The 24,023-nt window shown below is 71.6% G+C and carries 21 protein-coding genes and 1 tRNA gene; 14 read left to right on the forward strand and 8 right to left on the reverse strand.

The window, feature by feature from the left end; all coding sequences use genetic code 11:
• Positions 1 to 64: 64 nt before the first annotated feature.
• The 8 genes from OG738_RS23345 to OG738_RS23380 are packed head-to-tail and all read left to right on the forward strand — an operon-like array spanning position 65 to position 8,843.
• Positions 65 to 1,063 (forward strand): pyridoxal-phosphate dependent enzyme, encoded by a 999-nt coding sequence (locus OG738_RS23345; RefSeq protein WP_329044084.1) that lies wholly within the window; start codon positions 65 to 67, stop codon positions 1,061 to 1,063.
• Positions 1,063 to 1,821 (forward strand): class I SAM-dependent methyltransferase, encoded by a 759-nt coding sequence (locus tag OG738_RS23350; RefSeq protein ID WP_329044086.1) that lies wholly within the window; start codon positions 1,063 to 1,065, stop codon positions 1,819 to 1,821. Before OG738_RS23345 ends, OG738_RS23350 begins: the two co-directional genes overlap by 1 nt.
• On the forward strand, positions 1,814 to 3,184 hold the full coding sequence (locus tag OG738_RS23355; protein WP_329044087.1) for a hypothetical protein: 1,371 nt from the start codon (positions 1,814 to 1,816) through the stop codon (positions 3,182 to 3,184). Before OG738_RS23350 ends, OG738_RS23355 begins: the two co-directional genes overlap by 8 nt.
• Positions 3,172 to 4,197: an ornithine cyclodeaminase gene (locus OG738_RS23360; protein WP_329044089.1), complete on the forward strand. Its 1,026-nt coding sequence runs from the start codon at positions 3,172 to 3,174 to the stop codon at positions 4,195 to 4,197. The genes OG738_RS23355 and OG738_RS23360 overlap by 13 nt, the downstream gene beginning before the upstream one ends.
• On the forward strand, positions 4,179 to 5,402 hold the full coding sequence (locus OG738_RS23365) for an MFS transporter (protein ID WP_329044091.1): 1,224 nt from the start codon (positions 4,179 to 4,181) through the stop codon (positions 5,400 to 5,402). The genes OG738_RS23360 and OG738_RS23365 overlap by 19 nt, the downstream gene beginning before the upstream one ends.
• A gap of 41 nt (positions 5,403 to 5,443) precedes the next feature.
• Positions 5,444 to 6,391 carry a PrpF domain-containing protein gene (locus OG738_RS23370; protein WP_329044093.1) on the forward strand — a complete coding sequence of 316 codons (948 nt, stop codon included), beginning with the start codon at positions 5,444 to 5,446 and terminating at the stop codon, positions 6,389 to 6,391.
• A 2-nt stretch (positions 6,392 to 6,393) separates the two neighbouring features.
• A complete protein-coding gene (locus OG738_RS23375) occupies positions 6,394 to 7,611 on the forward strand; it encodes a hypothetical protein (protein WP_329044095.1) in 1,218 nt (405 codons plus the stop codon).
• Entirely contained in the window at positions 7,608 to 8,843 is a 1,236-nt protein-coding gene (locus OG738_RS23380) for an ATP-grasp domain-containing protein (RefSeq protein WP_329044096.1), read from the forward strand. The genes OG738_RS23375 and OG738_RS23380 overlap by 4 nt, the downstream gene beginning before the upstream one ends.
• 157 nt (positions 8,844 to 9,000) lie before the next feature.
• Here OG738_RS23380 and OG738_RS23385 read toward each other — a convergent pair whose 3' ends face one another.
• Both OG738_RS23385 and OG738_RS23390 read right to left on the reverse strand, forming a co-directional pair.
• Positions 9,001 to 9,588: a dihydrofolate reductase family protein gene (locus OG738_RS23385; RefSeq protein ID WP_329044098.1), complete on the reverse strand. Its 588-nt coding sequence runs from the start codon at positions 9,586 to 9,588 to the stop codon at positions 9,001 to 9,003.
• A 256-nt stretch (positions 9,589 to 9,844) separates the two neighbouring features.
• Positions 9,845 to 10,420, reverse strand: coding sequence for a YceI family protein (locus OG738_RS23390; RefSeq protein ID WP_329044099.1), 576 nt, complete (start codon positions 10,418 to 10,420; stop codon positions 9,845 to 9,847).
• Positions 10,421 to 10,677: 257 nt separating this feature from the next.
• Between OG738_RS23390 and OG738_RS23395 the strand changes: the two genes are divergently transcribed.
• Positions 10,678 to 11,235: a dihydrofolate reductase family protein gene (locus OG738_RS23395; protein ID WP_329044100.1), complete on the forward strand. Its 558-nt coding sequence runs from the start codon at positions 10,678 to 10,680 to the stop codon at positions 11,233 to 11,235.
• Between the two features lie 203 nt (positions 11,236 to 11,438).
• A complete protein-coding gene (locus OG738_RS23400) occupies positions 11,439 to 12,131 on the forward strand; it encodes a winged helix-turn-helix transcriptional regulator (protein WP_329056804.1) in 693 nt (230 codons plus the stop codon).
• A gap of 211 nt (positions 12,132 to 12,342) precedes the next feature.
• On the opposite strand, the gene OG738_RS23405 is transcribed toward OG738_RS23400, so the two are convergent.
• Entirely contained in the window at positions 12,343 to 13,890 is a 1,548-nt protein-coding gene (locus OG738_RS23405; protein WP_329044102.1) for a 4-hydroxyphenylacetate 3-hydroxylase family protein, read from the reverse strand.
• Positions 13,891 to 13,921: 31 nt separating this feature from the next.
• Entirely contained in the window at positions 13,922 to 15,166 is a 1,245-nt protein-coding gene (locus OG738_RS23410) for an acyl-CoA dehydrogenase family protein (RefSeq protein WP_329044103.1), read from the reverse strand.
• Between the two features lie 318 nt (positions 15,167 to 15,484).
• Here OG738_RS23410 and OG738_RS23415 point away from each other — a divergent pair, with 318 nt between their 5' ends.
• Positions 15,485 to 16,663, forward strand: a complete 1,179-nt coding sequence (locus OG738_RS23415) for an acyl-CoA dehydrogenase family protein (RefSeq protein ID WP_442875801.1) — start codon at positions 15,485 to 15,487, stop codon at positions 16,661 to 16,663.
• Positions 16,664 to 16,775: 112 nt separating this feature from the next.
• Positions 16,776 to 17,801: an NAD-dependent epimerase/dehydratase family protein gene (locus tag OG738_RS23420; protein WP_329044104.1), complete on the forward strand. Its 1,026-nt coding sequence runs from the start codon at positions 16,776 to 16,778 to the stop codon at positions 17,799 to 17,801.
• 841 nt (positions 17,802 to 18,642) lie between these two features.
• Here the strand turns inward: OG738_RS23420 and OG738_RS23425 are convergent.
• The 3 genes from OG738_RS23425 to OG738_RS23435 all read right to left on the reverse strand — a co-directional run bounded on the left by OG738_RS23425 (position 18,643) and on the right by OG738_RS23435 (position 20,819).
• A tRNA-Arg gene (locus OG738_RS23425) sits at positions 18,643 to 18,716 on the reverse strand.
• A gap of 494 nt (positions 18,717 to 19,210) precedes the next feature.
• Positions 19,211 to 19,585, reverse strand: a complete 375-nt coding sequence (locus OG738_RS23430) for a peptidase inhibitor family I36 protein (protein ID WP_329044106.1) — start codon at positions 19,583 to 19,585, stop codon at positions 19,211 to 19,213.
• Positions 19,586 to 19,763: 178 nt separating this feature from the next.
• Positions 19,764 to 20,819 carry a LacI family DNA-binding transcriptional regulator gene (locus tag OG738_RS23435; protein ID WP_329044107.1) on the reverse strand — a complete coding sequence of 352 codons (1,056 nt, stop codon included), beginning with the start codon at positions 20,817 to 20,819 and terminating at the stop codon, positions 19,764 to 19,766.
• Between the two features lie 51 nt (positions 20,820 to 20,870).
• Between OG738_RS23435 and OG738_RS23440 the strand changes: the two genes are divergently transcribed.
• Together OG738_RS23440 and OG738_RS23445 are read left to right on the forward strand one after the other, a co-directional pair.
• Entirely contained in the window at positions 20,871 to 22,049 is a 1,179-nt protein-coding gene (locus OG738_RS23440) for an MFS transporter (protein WP_329044108.1), read from the forward strand.
• Positions 22,050 to 22,245: 196 nt separating this feature from the next.
• Positions 22,246 to 23,397: a sensor histidine kinase gene (locus tag OG738_RS23445; RefSeq protein ID WP_329056806.1), complete on the forward strand. Its 1,152-nt coding sequence runs from the start codon at positions 22,246 to 22,248 to the stop codon at positions 23,395 to 23,397.
• Here the strand turns inward: OG738_RS23445 and OG738_RS23450 are convergent.
• The gene (locus OG738_RS23450; protein ID WP_329044109.1) at positions 23,371 to 24,009 is read right to left on the reverse strand and encodes a phosphoglycerate mutase family protein; all 639 of its coding nucleotides are present in this window, start codon (positions 24,007 to 24,009) and stop codon (positions 23,371 to 23,373) included. The two genes, OG738_RS23445 and OG738_RS23450, sit on opposite strands and share 27 nt — an antisense overlap.
• Between the last annotated feature and the right edge of the window lie 14 nt (positions 24,010 to 24,023).

The following is a 24,023-nucleotide window of genomic DNA, read 5'->3' on the forward strand; positions in this document are numbered from 1 at the left end:
CCGTATTTTCGGGAAGCCACGATCATGTGACGGTGGCGATGTGACCCGGGCTAGGGAGGATTCGATGGCAACGGACGCGTCCACGGCGCTGGACACGCCCATGGTGCCGGTGGCGGTCGTGCACGACACGGGGGTGGACACGATCCAGCTGAAGCTGGAGGCGTTCAATCGGTACGGATCCCTCAAGGCACGGACCGCCGTCGGACTGGTGGACGCGCTGGAGGAACGTGGCCTGGTGTGGCCGGGTATCCGCATCGTGGAGTCGACGTCGGGCAACCTTGGTGTCGCGCTCGCCGGCGTCGCCGCCGAGCGCGGGTATCGGTTCACTGCCGTCGTCGACCCGCGCACTTCGCCCGCGCTGCTCGCCGGCATGATCGCGCTGGGTGCCGAGCTCGACATGGTGACCGAGGACGACGGCGCGGGCGGCTACCTGATCTCGCGGCTGCGCCGGGTGCGTGAGTTGACCGAGGGCGCCACCGACCGGGTCTGGACCGACCAGTACGGCTGCCCGGCCAACCCCCGGGCCCACGAACTCGGCACCGGCCCGGAGCTCGCCCGGCAGGCCGGTGGCGCCATGGACGCGGTGTTCGTCGCGGTGTCCACCGGCGGCACGCTCGCGGGCATCGCCAGTTACTTCCGGGAACACCATCCGGAGTGCCGGGTGGTCGGCGTGGACGTCCCCGGCTCGGTGGCGTTCGGCGGGCCACCCGGGCCCCGGGTGCTGACGGGCATCGGCTCGAGCGTCCGGTCACAGTTCCTGCGGCCGTGGATGTACGACGAGCACATCGAGGTCGAACCCGGTGCGGCGCTGGCCGCGTGCCGCCGGCTCGCCGCGCAGACCGGGATCGAGGTCGGCGGGTCCGGCGGCGCCGTGCTCGCCGCCAGTCTGCGCTACCTCCAGGCGCACCCGGAGATCCGGCACCCGGTGTGCCTCTGCCCGGACAGCGGGTCCAGCTATCGCCAGACGATCTTCGACGACGACTGGCTGACCGCCAACGGGCTGGGCTGCGCGCTCGACCCGTGGCCGGGTGGCGCGCCGCTGTTCCTGCGTGGGGAGCTGTGATGACGACCAGAGAGATCCAGGCATCCTCGTTCGGCTCGGCCGCCGCCACCTACACGGCGGTGCGGCCCGGCTACCCCGGCTCCGCGATCCGGTGGGGCCTGCCACCGGACGCGCGAGTCGTGCTCGACCTGGGTGCCGGCACCGGCAAGGTGACCGAGGCGCTGCTGGCACAGGGACTGACCGTGCACGCGGTGGAACCGGACGAGCGGATGCTCGACGAATTGCGCCGCGTCGCTCCCGCCGCGGACGCCCGGCTCGGCCCGGCCGAGGCGATCCCGCTGCCCGACGCGAGTGTCGACGCCGTGTGCGTCGGCCACGCGTTTCACTGGTTCGGCCCGTCCGCGCTGGCCGAGATGGCCCGGGTGCTGCGTCCCGGTGGCACGGTGGCGCTGCTCTGGAACCTCCGCGACGACGCCACCGACTGGGTCGCGCGGTTCGGCACGCTGATCGCGCTGGGCGCACAGGACAGCACGCGCTACGAGTCCCCGTCCCCGTTCGCGGAGAACGCCGACTTCACGGCGCCGGTCCGGCAGACGTTCGCACACACCCAGCGGATCGACCGCGCGGGGTTGCTCGCCCTGGCCGGCACCCGCGGCTATGTCCTCGCCCTGCCGGCGGACCGGCGGGACGAGCTGCTGGCCGAGGTGGCCGAGCTCGTCGACACCCATCCGCAGCTGGCCGGCCGGGACCAGTTCGAACTGCCCTACGTCACCGAGGTCTGGCGCGCTGTGCGCCGGAATGGAGCCGACCATGCGTGAGGCGCTGTTCCGCGCCGCCCAGCAGGGTGCGTATTTCACCGACGAGGAAACGGTCGGGCGCTGGCAGGACGTCGAGCTGACCGATCGAGTACTCGCCGGGTCGCTCGTGCCCATCACCGCCGCGACCGCAGCGCCCTCCACCGAAGAACCGCTCGTCGTGTGGCCGTATCCCCGCGGCACCATGCACATCATCGACCGGGCGAACTGCGCGGACCACTTCCTGCGCGCCAGGCCGGAGTTCCAGCTCATCACCGAGTCCGGATTGGACAGTCCGGCCGAATTGCCGGCCGGTCCGGTCCTCGTCTTCGCCCCGTTCGACGCGATCCTGCCGATGCTGCGCGCGGCGGACGACGGCTACCTGACGCTGGCCGGACGGCCGATCACCGCGCTGCTCAACGAGCTGTCGCTGGCACACCTGGTCCGCCACGGTGTGCTGGCCACGGACACGGTGACCGCGGCGGGTTACCAGCCGATCGTGCCGCCGCCGCGTACCCACCTGATCAACGGCACGCAGCTCACCCTATTCAAGGGGCGGCAACTGAGGCACGTCGCGGACCTCGCGGGCCGGCTGGCGCCGCTCGGGGTCGCACCGATGCCGTACGCCACCAGCGCCGGCCGGGCGGACGCGATCGAGGCGGTGGTCGCGCTCGGCGCGACCGGCAACGCCGTCGTGGTCCGGCCCTTCGGCGCGTCGCAGGGCACCGGCGTCACGGTGATCGGCCATGCCGAGGACGCGGCCGCGGTCGAGGCGGGCCTCGACCGGCTCGACCGGGCGGTCGCCGGCCGCTACGGCGGGTCGGGTGCCTACCCGGTCACCATCACGCCGTTCGTCGAGGGCCGCAAGATCGACGGCGCGGTGACCGACGTGCGGATGTTCGTGGTCTACGACCCGGCCGGCGGCGGGCTGCGCGCGCTGCCCGGCATGGTGCGCCGCGCCGCACAGGCGTTCCGCCCGGACGAGATCACCGGAGAAACGGTGCTGGCCAACGTGTCCGGCGCCGTGTCGGCAGACGACCTGCCCGGGCCCCGGGTCTTTCCGGCGAGCCGGGCCGACATCCTGGAAAAGCTCGGGCTCAGCCCCGAGGGGCTGGTCGACCTCGGCCGGGCGGCGAGCATCCTGTGGGCCACCGCGGTCGAGGCCGAGGCGGCCGAGCGCGGGACGCCGGTGCCGTTCAGCTACGGCAGCGTCGACTTCCTGATCCGGCAGGACGACGGCCGCGCGGTACCGATCGAGATGAACGGCGCCAACGTCGGCGAGCACCCGACCGTGGCGGTGCACCGGCTCGACCTGTTCGCGGAGGCGACCACGGCGGCTCTCACCGGGCTCGGACTGTCCGCTTTGGAGCCGGCATGGACCCGTTGAGCCTGTGCTACATCGACGCGGCGGAGGTCGCCGCGGCGCTGGCCACGATCGACCCGGTCGACCGGGTCCGGGATGTCCTCGCGCTGCACGCCAAGGGCGAGACCGTACTGCCGGACGAGGCGTACCTGCCGTGGACCGGCCCGGACGGCTCAGCGTGCCGCAGTCTGAACATGCCGGGAATCATCCGGGGCGGCGTGGCGGGCATCGAGACCGCGGGAACCAAGATCATCAACGCCAGCCTCGGCAACCCGGACCGCGGGCTGCCGAGGGCCGCCGGGCTGGTCGTGCTGTTCGACCCGCTCACCGCCCGGCCGCGGACCCTGCTGGACGGCACCGCGATCAGCGCGCTGCGGACCGCAGCGGTGTCGGTGTGCGCGATCGAGCAACTGGCGTCCGCGACCGGGGTGCTGGCTCTGGTCGGCTGCGGTGCGCTGGCCGCGGCGCACCTGAGCCTCATGCTCACGCGACTTCCCGGCGTCGCCGAGGTGCGCCTGTTCGACCGGGTGCCCGAACGGGCCGCTGCTCTCGGCGCCTCGGTCGACCGGGACGTCCGGGTCGTGCGCAGCGCGGAGGAAGCGGTTCGCGGCGCGGACATCGTGGTCCCGGTGACCACCACCACCGAGGGCTACCTGCCGATGTCGTGGCTCGCACCGGGGGCGGTCGTGGTGAACGTGTCGCTGGACGACGTGCTGCCGGACGTGGTGCACGGCGCCGGGCTCGTGGTCGTCGACGACTGGGGACTGGTCGCCGCCGACGACCGAAGGCTACTCGGCCGGATGCTGCGCCGTGGCGAGATCTACGGGCCACGCGAGCCGACACCCGCCGGCCCGGCACGCCGGATCGACGCCGAGCTCGGCGAGATCCTCATCGGCGCCCACCCCGGGCGGGCCGACCGCGACGACGTCGTGCTGGTCAACCCGTTCGGCATGGCCATCGCGGACCTCGCCATCGCCGCCGCGGTGGAGGGGAAGGTCAGGCAGGAAGGCCGGGGCCGATGGCTGCCGTTCGGCTGACCAGCCGGCTCGGCGGGGTCGTTCGCCCGCCCGGCGGGCGGGCCGGCCGGGTGCTGGCCACCAGCATCACCGTGGACGCGGTGGGGCGGGGGCTCTTCCTCGCCGGATCCGTGGTGTTCTTCACCCGCGAGGTCGGGCTGTCCGCGGCCGAGGTCGGCGCCGGGCTCGCGATCGCTGGCTTCGTGGGACTGCTCGCCGGGTACCCGGTCGGCCTGCTCGCCGACCGGTTCGGCGCCCGCCAGGTGCTTGTCGGGCTACACGTCTACCGGGCGCTCGCGCTCGCGGCGTACACGCTCATCGACTCGTTCATCGGCTTCGCCCTGGTAGGCGGGTTGGTCGCGGTCGCGGCCGGGAGCACCGTCCCGGTACTGCAGACGCTGGTCGGAGACGCGGTAGGGCCCGAGCAGCGGGTCACCACGATGGGCTACCTGCGCGCCGTGCAGAACGCCGGGTTCGCGATCGGCGGGTTGCTCGCGGCCGCCGCGATCGGCATCGACACCCGGACCGCTTATGTGACGCTGATCCTGGTCAACGCGGCCAGCTTCGTGGTCTCGGCGCTCCTCGTGCGCCGGTTGCCCTCGGCCGGGTCCTCCCATCGGGCCGGGGGTACCCGCGCGCTGGACGCCTTGCGGGACATACGTTTCCTCATGGTCACGGCGGGCAACGGGATTCTGCAGCTGCACACCACGCTGCTCGCCGTCGGCGTGCCGCTGTGGATCCTGCTGCACACCACCATGCCGCCGGTCGTGGTGGCCGCGGTGTTCGTGCTGAACACGGTGCTGGCCGTGGCCCTGCAGGTGCCGGTCAGCGCGACGGCGACCACGCTGCCCGGCAGCGGCACGGCGTTCCGCCGGGCGGGTCTCGCCCTCGCTCTCTGCTGCCTGCTGCTGGTGGTCTCCGGGTACCAGACCGGGGTGGTGGCGGTCGCGCTGCTCGTGCTCGCCGTGATCGCGCTGACGTTCGGCGAGATGCTGCAGGCGGCCGCGGCGTGGAGCGCGGGCTACGCCCTCGCGCCCGAACAGCGCCGGGCCAGCTACCTGTCCGTACTTGGGATGGGTACCAGCGTGCAGAGCATGGCCGGTCCGGTGATCGTCACCGCCGTGGTCGGCGTCGGAACGTGGGGCCTGCTGCTGCTTGCCGCCGGCCTGATGGCCGCAGCGGAAGTGGTCCGCGGCGTGATCCGCGGCCGAGGAGGTTCGTTATGATGCCCTATGTCGGTCAAGCAGACGGAAGCCCTTGTCCCACAGTGGTTCTGGACCGACGGCAGCTGCCGGAGGATCCGGCCGAGCTGACCGCGGCGCTCGCCGCGGTGCGCTACCGGCACCAGTCGGACCAGTGGGCCGGGGCCATGAAGATCGCGTTGATCTCGCCGTCCGCCAACCCGCTCTACGACCTCGACTACCGGTTCGTGCAGTGCCTCGACCCGCACTGGAATCGCCTGGATCTACGCGGAAACTGTGGCCACTCGATGCTGGTCGCGATCACCGCCGCCACGCGGATGGGCTGGGTTCCGCTCTATCCGGGGGCGCGGGTCCGGGTCAACGTGATCAACAACGACGATCTGGTGGTCGGCGAGGTCGACCGGCTCAGCCAGCGGGTCGCGGAGTTCACCGTGCACCTCCTGAGCACGCGGCCGCGCCCGGTGGCCGGGGTGCTGCCGACCGGCGCGCCGCTCACCGCCCTGCGCACGCCGTTCGGCCGGCTCGAGGTGTCCTTCGTGGACTGGGCCAACCCGTACGTCCTCGTGGAGGCGGCCGATCTGGGCGTCACTGACCAGGCAGCGTTGTTCGCCGCCGACACGGACCTGCTCGAGCGGCTGCGGGCGGTCCGGGCGTGCGCGGCCGAGGTGCTGGGATGGGCGCCGGACGGGGCCTTTCCCAAGATCGCCGCGCTCGGTCAGTACCGGCCGGGCGAACTCGCGGTGCGCGCGGTCACGGTGCCGAGCTGGCATCCAAGCCTCGGGCTCACCGGCGCCTGCTGCCTGGCGGTCGCCGCGGAGGTGGCGGGCACGGTACCCGCGATACTTCGCGATCGGGCCGGGATGAGGCGTGGTGAGCTGGTCCTGTGCACGCCCGGTGGCACCGTGCGGGCCAGCGCCGCCCTGGTCGACGGCGCCGTCGGCTGGGCCAGCGTGTCCGGCAAGACCGTGCGGTTCGAAGAAGCCCGCGCGCCGCAGACGATTGAGGTGAGCTGACCGTGATCGACACATTGCTGATCAACACTGTGAGCACTGACCCGATCGAGTCGCTGGAGACCGACCCGGAGATCCGGCTCACCGTGCTCACTCACCCCGAGTACGCGCATCACTACCGGCCCGATACGCCGGTGCTGCTCGTCGACGACGTCACCGATCTGCACCAGGTGCGGAACACCGTGGTCGAGCTGATCCGCACCAGACCGATCGACCACGTGGTCGCGCCGTCCGAGCGCGGCCTTCAGCCGGCCGGCTACCTGCGCTCGTTCCTCGGCCTGCCCGGCACCGGCTACGACACGGCCAACCGGTTCTCCAACAAGTACGCGATGAAGCGCGCGCTGGCCGCGGCCGGCCTGCCGGTGGCCCCGTTCGCCCCGCTCGGCAGCCTGGCCGACCTGCCGCGGCGGGCGACCGAACTGGGCTGGCCGGTCGTGGTCAAGCCGGTGATCGGAGCCGCCGCGCGGGACACCCACGTGCTCGCCGACCCGGCCGCGTTCACCGAATTGCTCTCCTCGCCGCACGCGGCCGGGCTGCGCGACTGCCGGTATCCGCTCATCCTGGAGCGGTTCGTCGACGTCGAGGCGGAGTTCCACTGCGACGGGGTGGTCAGCGACGGCGTGGTCCGGTTCGCCTCGGTCTCCCGCTACGTGCTGCCGCCGCTGGTGCGCCGCGGCCGCATCGCCGGCTCGTACACGCTGCCGGCCGACAGTCCCGAGCTGGCGCCGATCGCCGAACTGCACCGGGCCGCGGTGGTGGCGCTCGGTCTGCGCGACGGGGTCACCCACCTCGAGGTCCTGCGCACCGGCGCCGGCTTCCTGATCGGCGAGATCAGCGCCCGCCCGGGGGCGGGCGGGATCGGCGAGATGGTCCGGCTCCGGCACGGCGTGGACCTGTGGCAGGCGTTGATCGATGTCTCCGTCGGCCGTGAACCTGCTTGCACCTCAACCGATTCCGGCGATGTGGTGATCGCCTGCATGCTGCCCGCGCGTCCCGGTCGGGTCGAGTACGTGACGCCGGCCGCCGCGCTGGCCGCGCTGCCCGGCGTGGTCGGCGTGCGGGGGCTGGTGGAGCCCGGTGCAGTGGTGCCGGACGAGAGCAGCTCCGGGATCTACGCCGGCGTGGTCTTCCTTCGGGCGCCCACCGAGGCGGCGGTGCCGGCGAAGATCGCCGCGCTCGAACGCGCCTTCACCCTGAACGTCAGCCCAGCGAAGGCGGCATGACGATGAATTCCCGGGTACTCCTTTTCGGCGGCTCCCGGCAGACCATGCGCCGCGCGGACGAACTCGGCATCGAACCGCTACTGCTGCAGCGGCCTGCCGACCACGACGAGAGCTACCGGCCGCTGGTCACCGCGCTGCGTGTGGTCGACTACGACGACACGGCGGCGGTGCTGGCCGCGGCGCGAGACCTCCACCGGCGATGGCCGTTCGACCGGGCCGTCTCGGTGACCGAGGCCGGGATGCTGGCCGCGGCCAGGGTCAACGAGTTGTTCGGCCTGGGCGGCAATCCGGTGAGCTCGGTTCGCCTGCTCAAGGACAAGGCCCGGATGCGTAGCGTGCTGAACGGGATCGGCCTGAGCCCGGTGGCCGCAGCTGTTGTCACCGGACCGGCCGGAATCCGCCGGTTCGGCGCCGAGCACGGCTTCCCGGTGATCGTCAAGCCGGTCGACGCCTCGGCCAGCGTCGGGGTGTCCCGTGTGGACGGACCGGAGGGCGTCGCCGCGGCTTGGTCGGTCGCGAACGGGCTCGGTCTGCGCCGCATGCTCGTCGAGGAGTACCTGTCCGGTCCGGAGATCAGCGTCGAGGCGTTCAGCTTCGGCACGGGCCGCCACCACGTCGTGGCTCTGACCGCCAAGACCACCCTGCCCAACTTCGTCGAGGTCGGGCACGTGGTGCCCGCGCCGGTACCCGAGGACGTGGCGCCGGCCATCACCAGCCAGGTCACCGCGTTGCTGAACGCGGTGGGTCACCGGGACGGGCCCTCGCACACCGAGCTGAAGCTCACCAGTGCGGGGCCGAGGGTCATCGAGTCGCACAACCGGCAGGGTGGTGACCGGATCACCGATCTCGTCGAGCAGGTCTACGGCGTGGACGTGATCAAGCTCGGGCTGGCCTGGGCTACTGGGAAACTCGAGCCGTGGGCGGCCGCCCCGGCCGCCGATGGCGCGGCCGCCATCCGTTTCATGACCCCGCCACCTGGTGTCGTAGGCGCGATCACCGGTGTCGACGAGGCCCGCGCCCGGCCAGGGGTGGTCGGCGTCTACCTGGACGTGGCCCCCGGCGACACGATCCGGGAGGTCCGCAGTTCGCGTGACCGGGCGGGCAGTGTCGTCGCCCGTGCCGCCGACGCCGCGACTGCGACCGTCCTCGCGTCGAGCGCCGCCGAGCGGATCCGGTTCCAGCGGGTGTCGTCGGCCGGCCGGGGCGACGGGCGGGACGCCGCGGCCGGCTAGTGTCGCGCGTCCGAGGTTCGCTGCCAGCGGCCCGGATGTACGACGGCGTGCGACGCGCGACACCAGGTGAACCGATTCCGAGGCCCTCGTAACCGACCATCACCTGGCCTTGTGCGGCCAGGTGATGGTCGACCTCGTGGCTGCCGTTCGCCGACGGCTATTTGACGACCTGGTATCGCATCCGCACGGTCTCGGTGCCGGTCGCGGCCGAGATGAGCCGGAGCTCCGTTCGGGCGTCGAGGTGGTCGAACAACCGGATGCCCTTGCCGAGCAACACGGGCACGACGTGCATCTGCAGCTCGTCCAGGAGCCCGGCGTTGAGACACTGCTGGGCGAGGCCGGCGCCGCCGAGCACGTACACCGCGCGGCCGCCGGCCAGTTTCCGCGCCCGTGCCACCGCGGCCTCGATACCCGACTCGAACACGAAGCTCGTCCACTTGCCGCTTGCGACCTCGTCGGGGACGTCGTGCGACAGGATGACGTGGGGCACCTTCATCGCCGGGTCTCCGCCCCAGCCACTGGCCAGGTCGAACGTCCGCCTGCCCGCGAGGACGGCACCGGCGTCGACCTCGGCCAGCACTTCGTGCAGCTCATCGCTGAAGCGCATGTTCTCCGTGCCTGCGCCGGTGAACACCCACCGGTGCAGGCGCTCCACGTCGTCGCCCGGTCCGGCGACGAAGCCGTCCAAGGACACCGACATGTCGAGCAGAACCGTCCCCAAGATCTTGTTTCCTTCCGCGGTCATGGCCAGAGCTCGGGCTCGGGTACGCGGGTTCGATTCCGCTGGGCCGGGCACCCGGCTGCGGAACAGCCAGGTGCAGCACGGAGAAGGCCAATGCGACGAGCAATGTGGGCGGCCCGAGGACCACCGACGCACCCCATCCCCGTCGCCCGCTCCCGGAGTCGTACTTGCACTGGTGACGATTCTGATCCGTGTCCTCGTCGACGTCACCCGTGGCGCTCTGGCGTGTGGTGCCTGTCGTGGTGCGGTTACGAGTCGGTCACTCGCTCAGCGCGGCCTCGATCTCGAGGTGGATGTCGACCTTGTCGCCCATGATCACCTTGCTGCCCTCGGTCGCCACCCCGAAGCTGACGCCGAAATCGCTGCGCGTGATCGACGTGCGGCCGTCGAAGCCGACTCGCTGCTCGCCCTGCAGTCCCGTCGGGTCCACGCCGAGGAACTCCAGCTCGATCTCCACCGGCTTGGTCACGTCCCGGATGGTCAGATCCCCGCTGAGCACCCAGGAATCGCCGGCCGGGCGCACGCCCGTGGTGGTGAACGTCATCTTCGGGGTCTGCTCGGTGTCGAAGAAGTCCTTGGTGCGCAGGTGGTTGTCCCGCATGTCGTTGCCCGTGTCCACCGAAGCCAGCTCGATGGTCACCGTCGCGCGGGACTGCTCTGGCGTGTCGGCGATGGTGATCTCACCGGCGAACTCGGTGAACCTGCCCCGTACCCGACTCATCAGGTGCCGCACGGAGAACCCGACGTTCGAGTGCGCGGGATCGATCACCCAAGTGCCGGCGACCACCCCGGGCAACGCACTCTGACCGACGGAGTTGATTACAGCCTCGCTCACAATTCCTCCTAGATAGCACGCGATGCCGAATACGCGCGGGTGACCACCCGGCTGTCCGCCTGTCACGTCCTACCACTCGTCGCGACCGCCGGACAGCCCAGCGGTCTCCGCATGTTCATCGTCGACCGGGGCGCACGACATGGCATCTTCGAGAGTGCTGTTTTTGGGCCGTGCGCATTTCCACCACCCCTTTCGGGGTGTTTTAATGACAGCGCTGAAACGAAGCCGGCGAAGCATTTGAAAAACAGGAGGTGGGAATGAGCGGCGCGGTGCAGGTCGTTCTGTCAATGTCCCTCGATGGGTTCATCACCGGAAAAGACCCCACCGTGGAGAATCCGCTCGGCGACGCCGGCGACATCATCCGCCCTGGCGGCGAGCGGTGGATGCGCGACGAGACGATGGCCGCCATGGGTGCGGTCGTCGCCGGTCGTACGGTCTACGACCACACGCACGGATGGGGGGACGAGCCGCCGTTCGAGGTGCCGGTGTTCGTGCCGACCCACCGGCCACGCGACGTCCGGGTGGCCGGCGCCACCACCTTCACGTTCGTGCCGGACGTGAAGACCGCGGTCACCATGGCGAAAGAAGCCGCCGGTGACAAGAACGTCTACCTCATGGGTGGCGCGAACACCGCCAACCAGGCGTTGCGGCTCGGTCTGGTGGACGAACTCATCCTGCACATCGAACCGGTGTTGCTCGGTGCCGGCGCCAGGTTGTTCGCCGACCTCGGTGACCAACGGATTCCCCTGGAGCGGGTCAAGGTCGTCGAGGGTGAGAAATCGACCCACGTGTGGCTGCGCGTACTGCACGCCTGACCGCGGCGTCGGCTCCGACACTCGGCAAAGCAGAAGGTGCGTCTCGTGCCGGTGGTGGTGGACCATGGCGGGGACAGAGCAGACAGGAGGCCCGCATGGCTGGCAACGGCTGGAAAGTTGCAATGAACTCCGACGGTGTCACCATTTCGAGTGACCTCTTCCAACTCACCACCAATTCCGCGGAGCCGACTCAGTTGGAGACCGTGGTAACCGAGCTGCAGAACATCACGCACGGCACGTACGGGCAGTACTGCGGCCTTGCCCGGGCCTCCGAGATGATCGGGGAACGCTGGAGCCTGCTGATCCTGCGGGATCTGCTGGTGAGCCCGAGGACGGTGGCCGACCTGCGCGCCGGCCTTCCGCGGATCTCGGCCAACGTGCTGGAAACCCGCCTGCGGGAGCTGGAGTACAGCGGCGTGGTCCGCAAGCAGGGCCCCACGCGGGAGCCGGACCAGGCCGTCTACGAGCTCACCGAGTACGGCCGGTCGGTCGAGGATGTCATGCTGGCGCTGAGCAGGTGGGGCGCGATGGCGCTCGCCGCCCCGCGCCCGGAGGACATCCTCACCGAGGATTCGGTGGTGATGGCGTTGCGCTCGACGGCTCACCGCGAGGCGGCAGGCGAGCGCAAGGTGAGCTTCGAGGTGCGCCTCGGCGAGGTCGTGGTGCACGCCGTGGCCGACAACGGCGAGCTCACGGTCAACGGCGGGGCGTTGCCCGGCGCCGACCTGGTCATCGAGTCGTCGACCGAACTCAAGGGCCTCCTCAGCGGCGCGTCGAGCCCCTCCGACGCCATCGCGGCCGGGCAGGTGACGGTGACGGCGGGAGACCCCGCGCTGCTGGACACGTTCGTCGAGCTGTTCCACCTGCCGTCCTTGCCGGAGCCCGTGCGGATCTGAGCGGCGGACACACAGGACGAGGCCCGCGCACCGGAGCGCGGGCCTCGTCCTGTGTTGTCGTTACGCGGTTCGCATCGGCGCAACTTCGGCGCGCACAGCGGCCGTCGCGGCGCGATCAGGATCACGAAGCCCGGCATCGGGTGTCCGATGCCGGGCCGGTGACGAACAGCCGAGTTCTTGTCGCCCTTCGCGGGCCGGTCGATCCGGGGGCCTAGCCGCCCAGCGTGCCGCGGCCGAGCCGGCCCAGGTCCGTGAACGACTCGAGGTCCGGCACCGTCCAGCCGTCCAGGTCGTACTCGGAGAGGCACTGGTCGACGAGCTCCTTGTACCCGTCCAGCTGCCCGTCGCCCAGTTGCCCGTACAGCAGCTCCACCCGGGTGTTTTCGTGGTTCCCCGCGTAGTTACGCTCGTAGAGCTCGTGGCGTCCCCCGAATTCGGTACCGACCGCGTCCCACAAGAGCTTCATCACCTTGACCCGCTCGACCGAGTCGACGCCGTGCGAGCCGCGCAGGTATTTGTCGAGATACGGCCGGACTTCCGGATTGGCGAAATCCTGCGCGCTGGAATTCAGGTAGACCAGTCCACTCGCGACGTCCTGCAGCGCGATCTCGCGGATCCGCGCGTAACCGAGCTGGGAGAACCACCGGTACGCCATGCCGTAGCGCGGGTTGGGCAGCACCGCCCCGTTGCGCCAGGGCACCGGGTTGCGGGCGGCCGCGTCGGACAGCCCCCAGAACAGGTTCCGCCAGGCGAGCACCTCGCCGAGGCGTGCCTGCACGCCGCGGAAGTCGGCGGACCCGGTGATCTCCAGCGCCTTGGCCAAGAGCCCGGCGAGGAACTCGCACTTCACCGCGAGCCGGGTGCAGCCGTGGAAGGTGAAGCGCTCGATGAAACCGGACTGCCCGGTGAACATGCCGACCTTGGCCACGTCACCGTAGATGAACACGTTCTCCCACGGGATGAGCACCTTGTCCAGCACCAGGATGGTGTCGTTCTCGTCCAGCCGGGAGGACAGCGGGTAGTCGAACGGGCTGCCGGTCAGCGCGGACGCGGCCGTGTAGGACTGGCGGCAGATCAGCTTCATACCGGGCGAGTCCATCGGCACGGTGGCCACGAGCGCGAACTTGCGATCCTTGATGGGCAGTCCGTAGTGCGCGATGAAGTTGTAGTGGGTCAGTGCCGAACCGGTCGCCACGACCTTCGCGCCGCTGACGATCACGCCGGCATCGGTCTCGCGTTCCACGTGGACGAACACGTCGGCGACCTCGTCCGGCGGCCGGTGCCGGTCCACCGGCGGGTGCACGATCGCGTGGTTCCAGTACAGGACCTTCTCCTGCGACTCCCGGTACCAGCGGCGCGCGTTGTCGGCGAAGGGGTTGTAGAAGTCGGCGTTCGCGCCGAGCGTGCCGAGGAACGACGCCTTGTAGTCGGGGCTGCGGCCCATCCAGCCGTAGCTCATCCGCGCCCACGCCGCGATCGCCTGCTGGTCGGCCACCAGGTCGTCCGCGTTGTGCGGCGTGGTGTAGAAGCGGTGGGTGTAGCCGCCGGGGCCGCCCGCGTCGGTGGCCGTGGTGAGCACGTCACGGTGCGCCGGATCGTGCAACGCGTCGTAGAGCCGCGCGGTCATCCGCACCGGGTTGCGGAACGCGGGATGCTCGGTCACATCCTTGACCCGCTCGCCGTAGAGGTAGATGGCGCGGTCGTCGCGCAGGCTTTCGATGTACTCGGCGCCGGTGAGCGGCCGGGTCTGCTCGGTCATCTGATCACCGCTCTCGGGTGCTGGCATCGGGTCAGCCGGCCACGTCGAAGACCAGCTCGGCGAGCTGGCGGTTGGCCACGGTCGCGAGGAAGACACTCACTCCGGCGTGGCTGTGCTGGGTCGACATGTCCCGCCAGACCCGCTCGATGCGGGCCCCCGCGCGCACCGCGCTCGACCCCGCGGTCGGGAACAGGTGCTCGGACACCGCGCTCCAGGAAAGCCGGATGGCCTCGCGGCTGATGGTGGACAGCCGCAGGTCCAGCTCACGGGTACACGCCTGCGGCCCGCGTCGCGCCGCTGTGTCCCACTGCCGCACCGCGTCGTGCAGCGCCGCGGCCGCGGCCGCGATCCGGCCCGCGGCCTCGCCGTAGTGGGTCTGGAAGTCCGGGTTCTCCGCGCGGAGCGTGATCGGCGGGAACGTCGTGCTGCGGCTGCGCATCAGGTCGGCGTAGGCGTCCAGTGCGCCGGTGGCCATGCCGACCGCCAGCGCGCCGAGCTGGAACTGCAGCGAGCTCAGCACCCCGCCGCCGTACAGGGGGTTGCCGTGCAGCTCGCGCCCGGGCGTGCCGTCGGCGACGCTCGTCAGGCCGAGGTGCGTGCCCGGCAAGGCACGGTGCTCGGGAACGTGCACCTTCTCGATCGCGATGCTGTGCGAGCCGCTGCCCTTCAGGCCGAGCTGCGCGCCCCAGTCGTCCAGGCGCGTCCACTGTGCCCTGGGCACGGCGAACATCATCGGCGCCGGCGGCTCGCCCTCCTCGCCCGCCACCAGGGTGTGGCCGATGAAGTAGGTGGCGTAGGGGGAGCCGGAGCAGTAGCCGTGCACGCCGTCGACGATCCAGCCGCCGTCTTCGGCCCGCTCCGCGAACCCGACCGGCGCGACCGTGGCCGGGCAGATGAAGTCGCCCCCGGCGAACAGCTCGTCCTGCGCCGCTTCGTCGAACAGTGTGGCGGCGGCGAGGGCGTGCGTCGCGCCGAACGCGTACATCCAGGCCGTCGACGGGCAGCCGCGGGCGAGCGCGGACACCACTCGCACGCTGGTGTCCAGGCCGAACTCGTAGCCGCCGTAGCGCCGGGGCACCAGCAGCCGGTACAGGCCGGCGCCGAGGAACTCGTTGTGCGTGTCCAGCGCGTAGTACCCGCGCTGCTCGGTTTCCGCTTGCCGGTCCACGAGGGTCGCCGCGATCCGCTCCGCGCGGACGACGACGTCGTCCGCGGTCAATCCCGGCTCCGGTGGGGACGGGTGGCCGTTCGCCGACACGCTCCAGGCGGTTGTCATGTCCGGTACATCCCTTCGGAGAGCCCTGATCCGCACCGCACCCGAGCATCACATCGCGGCCGGGCACGGACATCCTTGTGAATGCGGTGTTCTCGTAACCGGAAAGCGACCCTCGCCGCACGGCAGAAGAAGAACAGTCCTCGACGGTGCGGTCGGCGTGCCGAAATACGTTGCGCCGCAACCAGGTTCCGCCGCCGGTCACCCGACCGGCACGGGAGGAGATGCGCACGCGTCCCCCGCGGCGGCAGTCTCGGAGTCGAACATCCACGGACGCCCACGCGGTTTCGAGCGACTTCCTTTCCTTGCTTGGAGGATATCTTGGCCACCACGATCCCGACCCGCGAGGAAATCGTGCGCAAGGTGTCGGACCTGATCCCGTCCCTGCGCAAGCAGTCGCTGTGGGCCGAGGAAAACCGCCGGCTGCCCGAAGAGACCATCGAGGCACTGGCCGACGCCGGCGTGTTCAAGTTGCGGCGGCCCAAGCACTTCGGCGGGTACGAGGCGGACACCACCACGCTCACCGAGGTCGCGACCGAGCTGGGCCGCGGGTGCGCCTCCACCGCCTGGGTGGCGTCGGTGTACTGGATTCCGACCTGGATGGCGTGCCAGTTCCCGGACGAAGTCCAGGAAGAGGTCTTCTCGACCCCGGACACGCGCATCTGCGGCACGCTGAGCCCGTCGGCGATGGCCACGCCGGCCGACGGCGGCATCGTCGTGAACGGCAAGTGGGGCTTCATCAGCGGCGCCCACCACGCGCAGTGGCAGGAGATCATCGCGATCCTCGTCCCGCCGGACGGCGAGCCGTACCCGGTGATGGCGCTGGTGCCGCTGTCGGACCTGCTGGTCGTCGACGACTGGGACACCTCGGGCCTGCGCGGCACCGGCAGTATCAGCACGTTCGCGAAGGACCTGTTCGTGCCGCAGGAGCGGGTGCTGCCGCTCCCGGTGGTCCTGTCCGGCCAGAGCGCGTCCAAGCGCAACGCGAACTCGCCGATCTACCGCGCCCCGCTGATGCCGGTGGCGGCGGCGTCCTCGACCGGCGCGATCGTCGGCATGGCCCGCGGCGCCATGGACGTCTTCCAGAACCGCCTGCCCGACCGCAAGATCACGTACACGAACTACGACAGCCAGCGCGAGGCGCCGATCACCCACTTCCAGGTGGCTGAAGCGGCGCTGAAGACCGACCAGGCGGCGTTCCACGCGTGGCGCGCGGGCAACCTCGTGGACCGCAAGTGCGAAGAGGGCACGGAGTGGAAGCTCGAGGAGCGGGCCCGCACGCGCGCCGACGTCGGCAGCGTGATCCAGCTGGCCAAGGAGGCGATCGGCATCCTGGCCAACGCGAGCGGCGGGACGTCCATCTACAAGGGAATCCCGATCCAGCGCATCTACCGCGACATCCTGACGGTCAACCAGCATGCGCTGATGCACCCGAACACGAACTTCGAGCTCTACGGCCGGGTCCTGTGCGGCCTCGAGCCCAACACGCTCTACATCTAGTCCGGGCCCGGGGACGTCCGCGCCCCGACGAAGAAGCCGCCGTGGCGGCCTGACCCGCGAGGGGCCGTTGTCCGTGCCGCGGACAACGGCCCTTCTGCTAGGGGGAGGTTCGATGCTGGTCAGTGTCACGGGCGGCACCGGGTTCGTCGGCGCGCACTCGGTCGCGGCGCTGCTCGGGGCGGGCCACCGCGTCCGCCTGCTCGTCCGCGACGAAGCGGGCGTGGAACGGGCATTCGCGCCGCTGGGCGTGGATTCCGCGGCGGTGGACGTGGTCACGGGCAGCGTGCTCGACCCGTTCAGCGTGGACCGCCTGGTGCGCGGCGCGGACGCGGTCCTGCACGCGGCAGCGGTCTACTCGTTCGACAGCCGGGCCCACCGCGAGCTGGCCCGCACCAATGTCGCCGGCACCGAACGGGTGCTGGAAACGGCACGCCGCGCCGGGACCAGCCGGATCGTGTACGTGTCCAGCTTCGGCGCGCTGCTCCCCGCGCGGACCCTCGGCCCGGACTCGCCGGTCGGCCGTCCCCGCGAGACGTACCTGGCGGCCAAGGCCGCGGCCGAGTCCGTCGCGCGTGCCCATCAGGCCGCGGGCGTCCCGGTGACGATCACGTACCCGCCCGCCCTGCTCGGCCCGCACGACCCCAAGCTGGGCGACCAGGCCACCCGGCTCCGCAACACCCTGCGCGGGCTGATGCCGGTGTGGCCGTCGGGCGGCCTCCCACTCGGCGACGTCCGAGACACGGCCGCCCTCCACGCGGAGCTGATCAGCGGCCGAGGCCCGGCCGGAAACCGCCACTTCGCCCCCGGCCGCTACCTGACCACCCGCCGATTCGTGGCGACGCTGCGCGAGGTCACGGGCCGCCCCCTGCCGACGGCGTACCTGCCGGCCCACGCAATGCTGCCCCTCGGCGCGCTGATGGGCCTGGTGCAGCGAGTGTGGCCATGGCACATCCCGGCCGAGTACGGCGCGATCTACACATGCGCGTGCGCGGCCCGCGTGGCCGAAGAGGCAAGCGCCCGCCCCGGCCGACCGACGGAGGAGACGTTCGCCGACACGGTCCGCTGGCTGCACGACGCGGGCCTGCTGTCGGCCCGCGCGGTCGGCACGATAGCGGCCGCCGGCCGGCGCGCGGCCTGACCGGCGCGAAGGTCGCTCCGGCGGGTTCTTGGCTGCTCGTCGCTGATTCGAGCGCGACTGCCTGAACCGTCCTCATCGGACACCGCAGGTCGCCTCGTGGTCAGCGCCGTGGTGACCGCGGCCGGGCCTGCCGCGAACCACGGCCCGGCGGGTTCGCTGTGCGGGCGGACCGCCTCGGGCCCGGCCGTGCCAGCTCGTCTGTGATCGCGCTTTGACCCGTGACGCTTCGGCGTTTCCTCTTCGGATGCCGCTTCGCTCGCCGCTGGCGCTCCACAACTGGGGTGAACATCGCTGTTGCGGCCGCGTGTCCGAACCGTTATGCGGCCTGCGGTGGATCCTCCGAGCCGCGGGTTGGTAGGACTGTCCTCGGCACGGTTGGAGCGCCGTTCCCGGAGGCCTCCGGGAACGGGCTGCTGTCCGGCAGATAACCGGCGCGGTGTCGGCCGGTCCGGCGGGCTCGCTCGGAAAGGCGGGTGAGCTTGAGGATGTGGCGTTGCACGAGCCCTGCCCGCCGGGCTTCGGCGAAGGCTGCGCGTGCCGTGTTGTTGGTGCGCCGGCGCTGATGTCGTTCCGGTTCGTTCTCGTCCACAATGGTCTCCTCGGTCGCCGCGCATCCGCGGTCGCTGTCGCTGACTGTGATGGGTTGGTTTCACCCGTGCGTTCAGGCCGCGTTAGGTGGCGGTTTTCCTGCGGGGAGTTTCGGCCGGATGGCGGCGGATGTTCGCCCGATCGGGGCTGGGTGGCCGCGGACGCGGGTGCATCCACTGTGGCCGTAAAGGGTGTGGGCTCGGTCACGCGTCTTGGATGCGCCGTGCGCGTTTCGCGCACGGCTTCCCGAAGGCGCCCCCGGCAGGACTCGAACCTGCGACCTAGAGATTAGAAGGCTCTTGCTCTATCCAGCTGAGCTACGAGGGCCGGCGCCGACGACCTCTGCCGGCCGCGCCGGTTTCCCGGCTTGGGCAGCTTAGTCGTCGCCATCCTCTCGATCGTTCGACACCGGCGAATCGTTTCAGTCTCGATCGACGTAATCCGGGACTTCGGCGAAGAGGACGTCACGGCACGGCAACGGTCGTGGCTGCTGTGTTCGACTGACCCCGCTGGGTGATGGTGGTGTGGACCTCTTCCGGTTCGGGACGGATTCGGGTGGGCGCCACCGGCGCTGTGCTGAGGGGATGGCCCCGGTAGCTCGGACCTCCGCCGCCTCGGGAAGGTGCCGCCGCCGCGCTGAGGACGGGTTCATGTGGCCTGGACCGGAACAGCGCTGGTGGACCCGTGGGCGCGCCCTGCCGCAAGGACGCGCCCACGGGGTGGGGCCGCTGTCGGGAGCAGCGGCCCCGGACGGGCCCGGCCGCCGCCGCGAGCCGGCTCCCCCCTTGGTGCGGACGGCGGTGCGGGCCCAGCTCAGGACGTCACTCCCAGATCTGGATCCCCCTGACCAGGAAGGGCGCGTCCGGGACGAACGTGCCACCACCCGGATAGGTGACGAAATCTCCCTCGGTCGAGCATTCCTCGCTCTGGTAAACCGTGACGTCCCGCGTCAGCAGATTCGCGAATGACGATCCGGAGAACCCCTCGGGCAGGGGAATGCATTCCCCGGGATTCGCCGTGCGCAGGTCGAAACGCTGGGTGTCGCCGCCGTAGTCGTTGGCCGACCACAGGCAGAACTCGCCTTTCTGGCACCCCGGGTCAGACGCGGCCTGAGCCGTTCCGACGCTGGTCATCAGCCCCAGTGCGGCCAGGACCAGCAGGTGCGGCAGCCGGGCGCGGAGACGGCGTGAAGACATGGTGTGGATTTCCCCTCTGGATTCGCGGCTTTCGGGAGCCGCGGTGAACTGGTGATTCCAGATTGGCGGGTGGGGGGAGGTTTGTCAGCCCGCCTTTTCGATTCTGTGGACAACCGCCGGGGCGGGAGCCGGTTGTCCACAGATCCGCGAACGGTCTTGCCGGCGAGCTGTGCCGGTGCTACGCGGGTCCCGTGCTGGCCCGCACGACCAGCGAAACCGGCACTTCGGAAGGCGGAGGCACGTCGCCGCCGTCCAGCAGCCGCAGCACCAGCTCCCCGGCGATCCGGCCCTTGGCCGCGAGGTCCTGCCGGACCGTGGTGAGCGGCGGCGCGGACCACGACGCCGGCGGGCTGTCGTCGAACCCGACCACCGAAAGCTCGGCGGGCACGCGGATCCCGAGCTGCGCCGCCGCGGCGAGCACGGCCAGCGCGAGCTGGTCGGACATGCACAGCAGCGCGGTCGGCCGCGGCGTCCGCCCGAGCAGCGCGAACGCCCCGGCCATCGCGCTCTCCGCGCTGAGCCCGGCCGCCTCCTCGACGACGACCGCAGCCGCCCCCAGCTCGCCGAGGTAGCCGGCCAGCCGCTCCCGGGTGTCGCGGAACGCGGCGGCCGCGGCCGAGTCCACGGAAAGCGGCCCCCCGCCGGGCCGGACGCGGCTGCACGCGGCGAAGATGCCGAACCGCTCGTGCCCCAGGTCCAGCAGGTGCCGCGCCGCGAGCGCCGCGCCCACCCGGTCCTGGCAGCCGACCAGCGCCGCGCCGGGCAGCTGCGGCTGGTCGATCACCACCAGCGGCAGTCCTCGCGCCCGCACCGCGTCCAGCGCCGGCGTGCCGTCGGCCAGTGAGTACGCGACCGCGACGTCCGCCTGCGCGGCCAGCACGCGCGCGGCGGGCGGCCCGCCGTCCCGGCCGCCCGGCAGGAGCAGCAGGGCGTGCCCGTGCGGGTCGGCCACGCGCGCCAAGGCGTCCAGCGTCAGCGACAGCGCCGGGTCGGAGAACGCCGTCGACAGCGAAGTGTCCAGCAGGACCGCGATCGCGCCGGTCCGGCTGGTCGCGAGGCTTCGCGCGGTCGGGTCCGGGCCCGCGTAGCCGAGCTCGGACGCCGCCCGCAGGACCTCTTGCCGCAGCTGTGCCGACAGCTGGTCAGGCCGGTTGTAGGCGTTGGAGACCGTGGCTCGCGAGACGCCGACGGCGACAGCGACGTCGTCGAGCGTGGGACGGCGGCGCCGGGTCATCCGCGCAGTGTAGCCATGGACATTCTGAAGCGCTTCAGTCACGCTGGAGCCATGCAGCGGGATCGGCTCGCGGTGTTCACCGTCTTCGCGCTCAACGGGCTCGCGCTGGGCTCCTGGGCGTCCCGCACGCCCGCGCTGGCGGCGCAGGTGCACGCGGCACCCGGCGTTTTCGGCCTGGCCCTGCTGGGCGCGAGCGTCGGGATGCTCGCCGCGGCGTCGGTGTCCGGCCGGATCATCGAGCGGCTGGGCGCCCGCGCGGTCGTGGCCGGGAGCACCGCGCTCGCGGCCGCCTCGCTGGTGCTGGTCGGCTTCGCGCCGGACGTGCCGCTGCTGGCCGGCGCGCTGCTCGTGATCGGCGCGAGCGTCGGGTTGCTCGACGTCGCCATGAACGTCGCCGCCGTCGCCGTCGAACGCCGGGCAGGCAAGCCGCTGATGCCGGTGTTCCACGCGGGGTTCAGCTTCGGCGCCCTCGCCGGTTCGCTGGCCGCGGGCCTCGCCGCCGCCCACGGGTGGTCGCCGGGACGGCACCTGACGGTGGCCGCCGTCGTCGCCGTCGCCGTGCTGCTGCTCGTGATCCGCGCGGTCCCCGGCAGCCGGCCCGAGCACAGCGAAGAAGGCACGCCGAGCCGGGCGCCGATCCGCCGTCCGGTGCTGTGGCTGCTCGCCGCCGTCGCGTTGTGCTCGGCGATCGCCGAGGGCGCGTCGTCGGACTGGTCCGCGCTGCTGATGTCGGTCGAACGCGGCGTGGGCCAGGGTGCCGCGGCGCTCGCGTTCGCCGGGTTCCAGCTGGTCATGGCCCTGACCCGGCTCGCCGGTACGTACGCGCAACGCCGCTTCGGCCCTGCCCGCTGCCTGGCCGCGGGGTCGGTGCTCGCCGCCGTCGGCCTGCTCGCCGCGGCAACGATCCCGGTCGCCGCGGTCGGTTACGCCGGGTTCGCGCTGGCCGGCGCGGGCCTGGCCGCCTCGTTCCCGATGGCCCTCAGCCTGGCCGGCGACGCCGGGAAGCGCGGCGACGGCACCGGCGGCGAGCGCGAGATCGGCTTCGTCACGGCCATCGCCTACACCGGGTTCCTCGCCGGTCCGCCGATCGTCGGCGGCATCGCGCAGGTGACGGACTACGGCATGGCGTTCGGGTTCGTCGCGGTGGTCGCCGCGCTGATCCTGCCCGCAGCCCTTGGCGCCCGGCGCGCGCGGGACCGGGAGGAAGCCGCACTGACGGTCGAATCGTGACGCAACGCCGGGATCCGGGCGCTCGGCCGCGCGTCTCTTCCGTACGGGCCCCCTACCGCCGTGGCCCCGTTGACAGTGCGGAACCGGGCGCGGCAAGCTGAGCGCGTCGTAAGCTGAAATGAATGTGCCGACGTTACGAGTTCAGGTGGGCTGGTCAGGGTAGGGGCCCTGACCCGGGGAGGACGTCGTGAGGGTTGTGCTGCTCGGCGGCGCGGGGGCGCTCGCCGGCGGAGCCGGGCTGCCGCTCGTGCAAGGGGCGGTGCCGAGGTTCGTGCTCGTGCCGGTCGCGTTCCGGCTCGCGCTGTTCCTGCAAGCGGTCTGGGCCGGCGGCCCGCCGGGCGCGCCGGTGCTCGGCCTCACCATCGCGCTCTACCTGGTGCCGAACCTGGCCGAGGTGGCCTGGGTCTTCCACCGCAGCACCGGCATCCGGCCGGTGCTCGCCGCCGACACCGCGTACACGCTCGTCACGAGCTTGGCCGCGGCGATGTTCGCACCCGGCCTGCTCGCCCTGACCTGGCCGAACATCATGGGCACGGTCATGGTCTGGACGTTGCTGCGCGGCGCTCCGGCGGGAGCGATCGCGATCTCCGGCGCGGTGCTCCTGCGCTACGGCATGGCCGCGGTGTCCGGCACGTCCGCGCCCGCAACGTGGATCGTGCTCGCCCTGGTCGCGGCCGCCGCGACGGCGCTGGCGATCGTCCTGCTCGTCGCCGGCGCGATGCGATTCGCGCACCGGCTGGGGGAGCAGCGCGGCCGGGCCGCCGAACGGGAGCGGCACCGGCGCGACCTGCACGACACGGTCCTGCAGGTGATGGAGTCGATCGCGCTGCCGGCCCCCCGCGACGGCCTCGACCCGGTGGGCAGCCTCGACCAGGTCCGCCGCATCGCCCGCGCGCACGCTCTGCGCCTGCGGCTCAGCCTCGACGGCGACGAGCCCGCCGAGCCGGGCGGCCTCGAGCACCGCCTCGGCGCGCTGGCGGTCGAGATGACGGCGGAGGGCCTGCGCGTGGACCTCGTCGCGCTCGCGAAGCCCGCCGAAGTCCCCGAGAGCGTCGTCAACTCGTTGCACGACGCGGCTCGCGAAGCGCTGCGAAACACGTTGAAGCACGCGAAGACGCTGAAGGCCGTCATGTGCCTCGAAGAGCACAACGGGATCGTCACGGTGTCCGTGCGCGACCACGGGACGGGCTTCGACGCCGGGGCGCACCGCGCCGGGTTCGGCATCGAGAACTCGATCCACGCGCGAATGGCCGAGATCGGCGGCACCGCGCGCATCGACTCGGCGCCGGGCCAGGGCACCCGGGTCGTGCTGACCGCGCCGTTAGAGCTGGGTTTCGCCGTCGGGTGAGTCGCGCCACTGCGCGAACGGACGGTCCAGCGCCCACTTGCCGTCCTGCTCGTCGAGGACGCGGTATTCGCAGGTCCCCGGGTTGGACAGCGACTCGAACAGCTCGGTGCTCCAGCCGAAGAGCCGTCGGCACAGCAGTCGCAGCGTGAGCCCGTGGGACACGATCAGCACCGTCTCCGGGTGACGTTCGTCGCGCAGGCGCAGGTCCGAGAGGAACGCCGCCACGCGGTCGTCGACGTCCGCGCCCGACTCGCCGAAGGGCAGCCGGTAGAAGAAGTGCCCGAACTGGTGGCGCCGCGCCTTCTGGACCTCCTGGTCGGCCGGGTCCTGGAGATTGCCCCAGTCCTGTTCGCGCAGCCGTGGCTCCTGCAGCAGCCGCTCGCACGACGCCTCGATGTCCAGCAGCCGCAACGTTTCCCGCGTGCGCAGGTACGGGCTGACGTAGACGGCGGGCCGCTCCCCGTCGAGCAGCCGGGCGATCTCCGGCGCGACCGCGCGGGCCTCGCGTTCGCCCTTCGTGGTCAGCGGCAGGGCGTGGTCGGGGATCCGCGTGTAGGCCAGCTCGTCGACGTTGCCGAGCGACTCGGCGTGCCGCAGCAGGATCATTCGCACGCTCCCATCCTGCC

Source organism: Amycolatopsis sp. NBC_01488 (assembly GCF_036227105.1).
Taxonomy (GTDB): Bacteria; Actinomycetota; Actinomycetes; order Mycobacteriales; family Pseudonocardiaceae; genus Amycolatopsis.

Coding starts and splice junctions, on each gene's coding strand:
- OG738_RS23345 (WP_329044084.1), top strand. CDS start 65: ATGGCAACGGACGCGTCCACGGCGCTGGACACGCCCATGGTGCCGGTG.
- OG738_RS23350 (WP_329044086.1), top strand. CDS start 1,063: ATGACGACCAGAGAGATCCAGGCATCCTCGTTCGGCTCGGCCGCCGCC.
- OG738_RS23355 (WP_329044087.1), top strand. CDS start 1,814: ATGCGTGAGGCGCTGTTCCGCGCCGCCCAGCAGGGTGCGTATTTCACC.
- OG738_RS23360 (WP_329044089.1), top strand. CDS start 3,172: ATGGACCCGTTGAGCCTGTGCTACATCGACGCGGCGGAGGTCGCCGCG.
- OG738_RS23365 (WP_329044091.1), top strand. CDS start 4,179: ATGGCTGCCGTTCGGCTGACCAGCCGGCTCGGCGGGGTCGTTCGCCCG.
- OG738_RS23380 (WP_329044096.1), top strand. CDS start 7,608: ATGACGATGAATTCCCGGGTACTCCTTTTCGGCGGCTCCCGGCAGACC.
- OG738_RS23385 (WP_329044098.1), bottom strand. CDS start 9,588: ATGACCGCGGAAGGAAACAAGATCTTGGGGACGGTTCTGCTCGACATG.
- OG738_RS23395 (WP_329044100.1), top strand. CDS start 10,678: ATGAGCGGCGCGGTGCAGGTCGTTCTGTCAATGTCCCTCGATGGGTTC.
- OG738_RS23405 (WP_329044102.1), bottom strand. CDS start 13,890: ATGACCGAGCAGACCCGGCCGCTCACCGGCGCCGAGTACATCGAAAGC.
- OG738_RS23410 (WP_329044103.1), bottom strand. CDS start 15,166: ATGACAACCGCCTGGAGCGTGTCGGCGAACGGCCACCCGTCCCCACCG.
- OG738_RS23420 (WP_329044104.1), top strand. CDS start 16,776: ATGCTGGTCAGTGTCACGGGCGGCACCGGGTTCGTCGGCGCGCACTCG.
- OG738_RS23430 (WP_329044106.1), bottom strand. CDS start 19,585: ATGTCTTCACGCCGTCTCCGCGCCCGGCTGCCGCACCTGCTGGTCCTG.
- OG738_RS23435 (WP_329044107.1), bottom strand. CDS start 20,819: ATGACCCGGCGCCGCCGTCCCACGCTCGACGACGTCGCTGTCGCCGTC.
- OG738_RS23440 (WP_329044108.1), top strand. CDS start 20,871: ATGCAGCGGGATCGGCTCGCGGTGTTCACCGTCTTCGCGCTCAACGGG.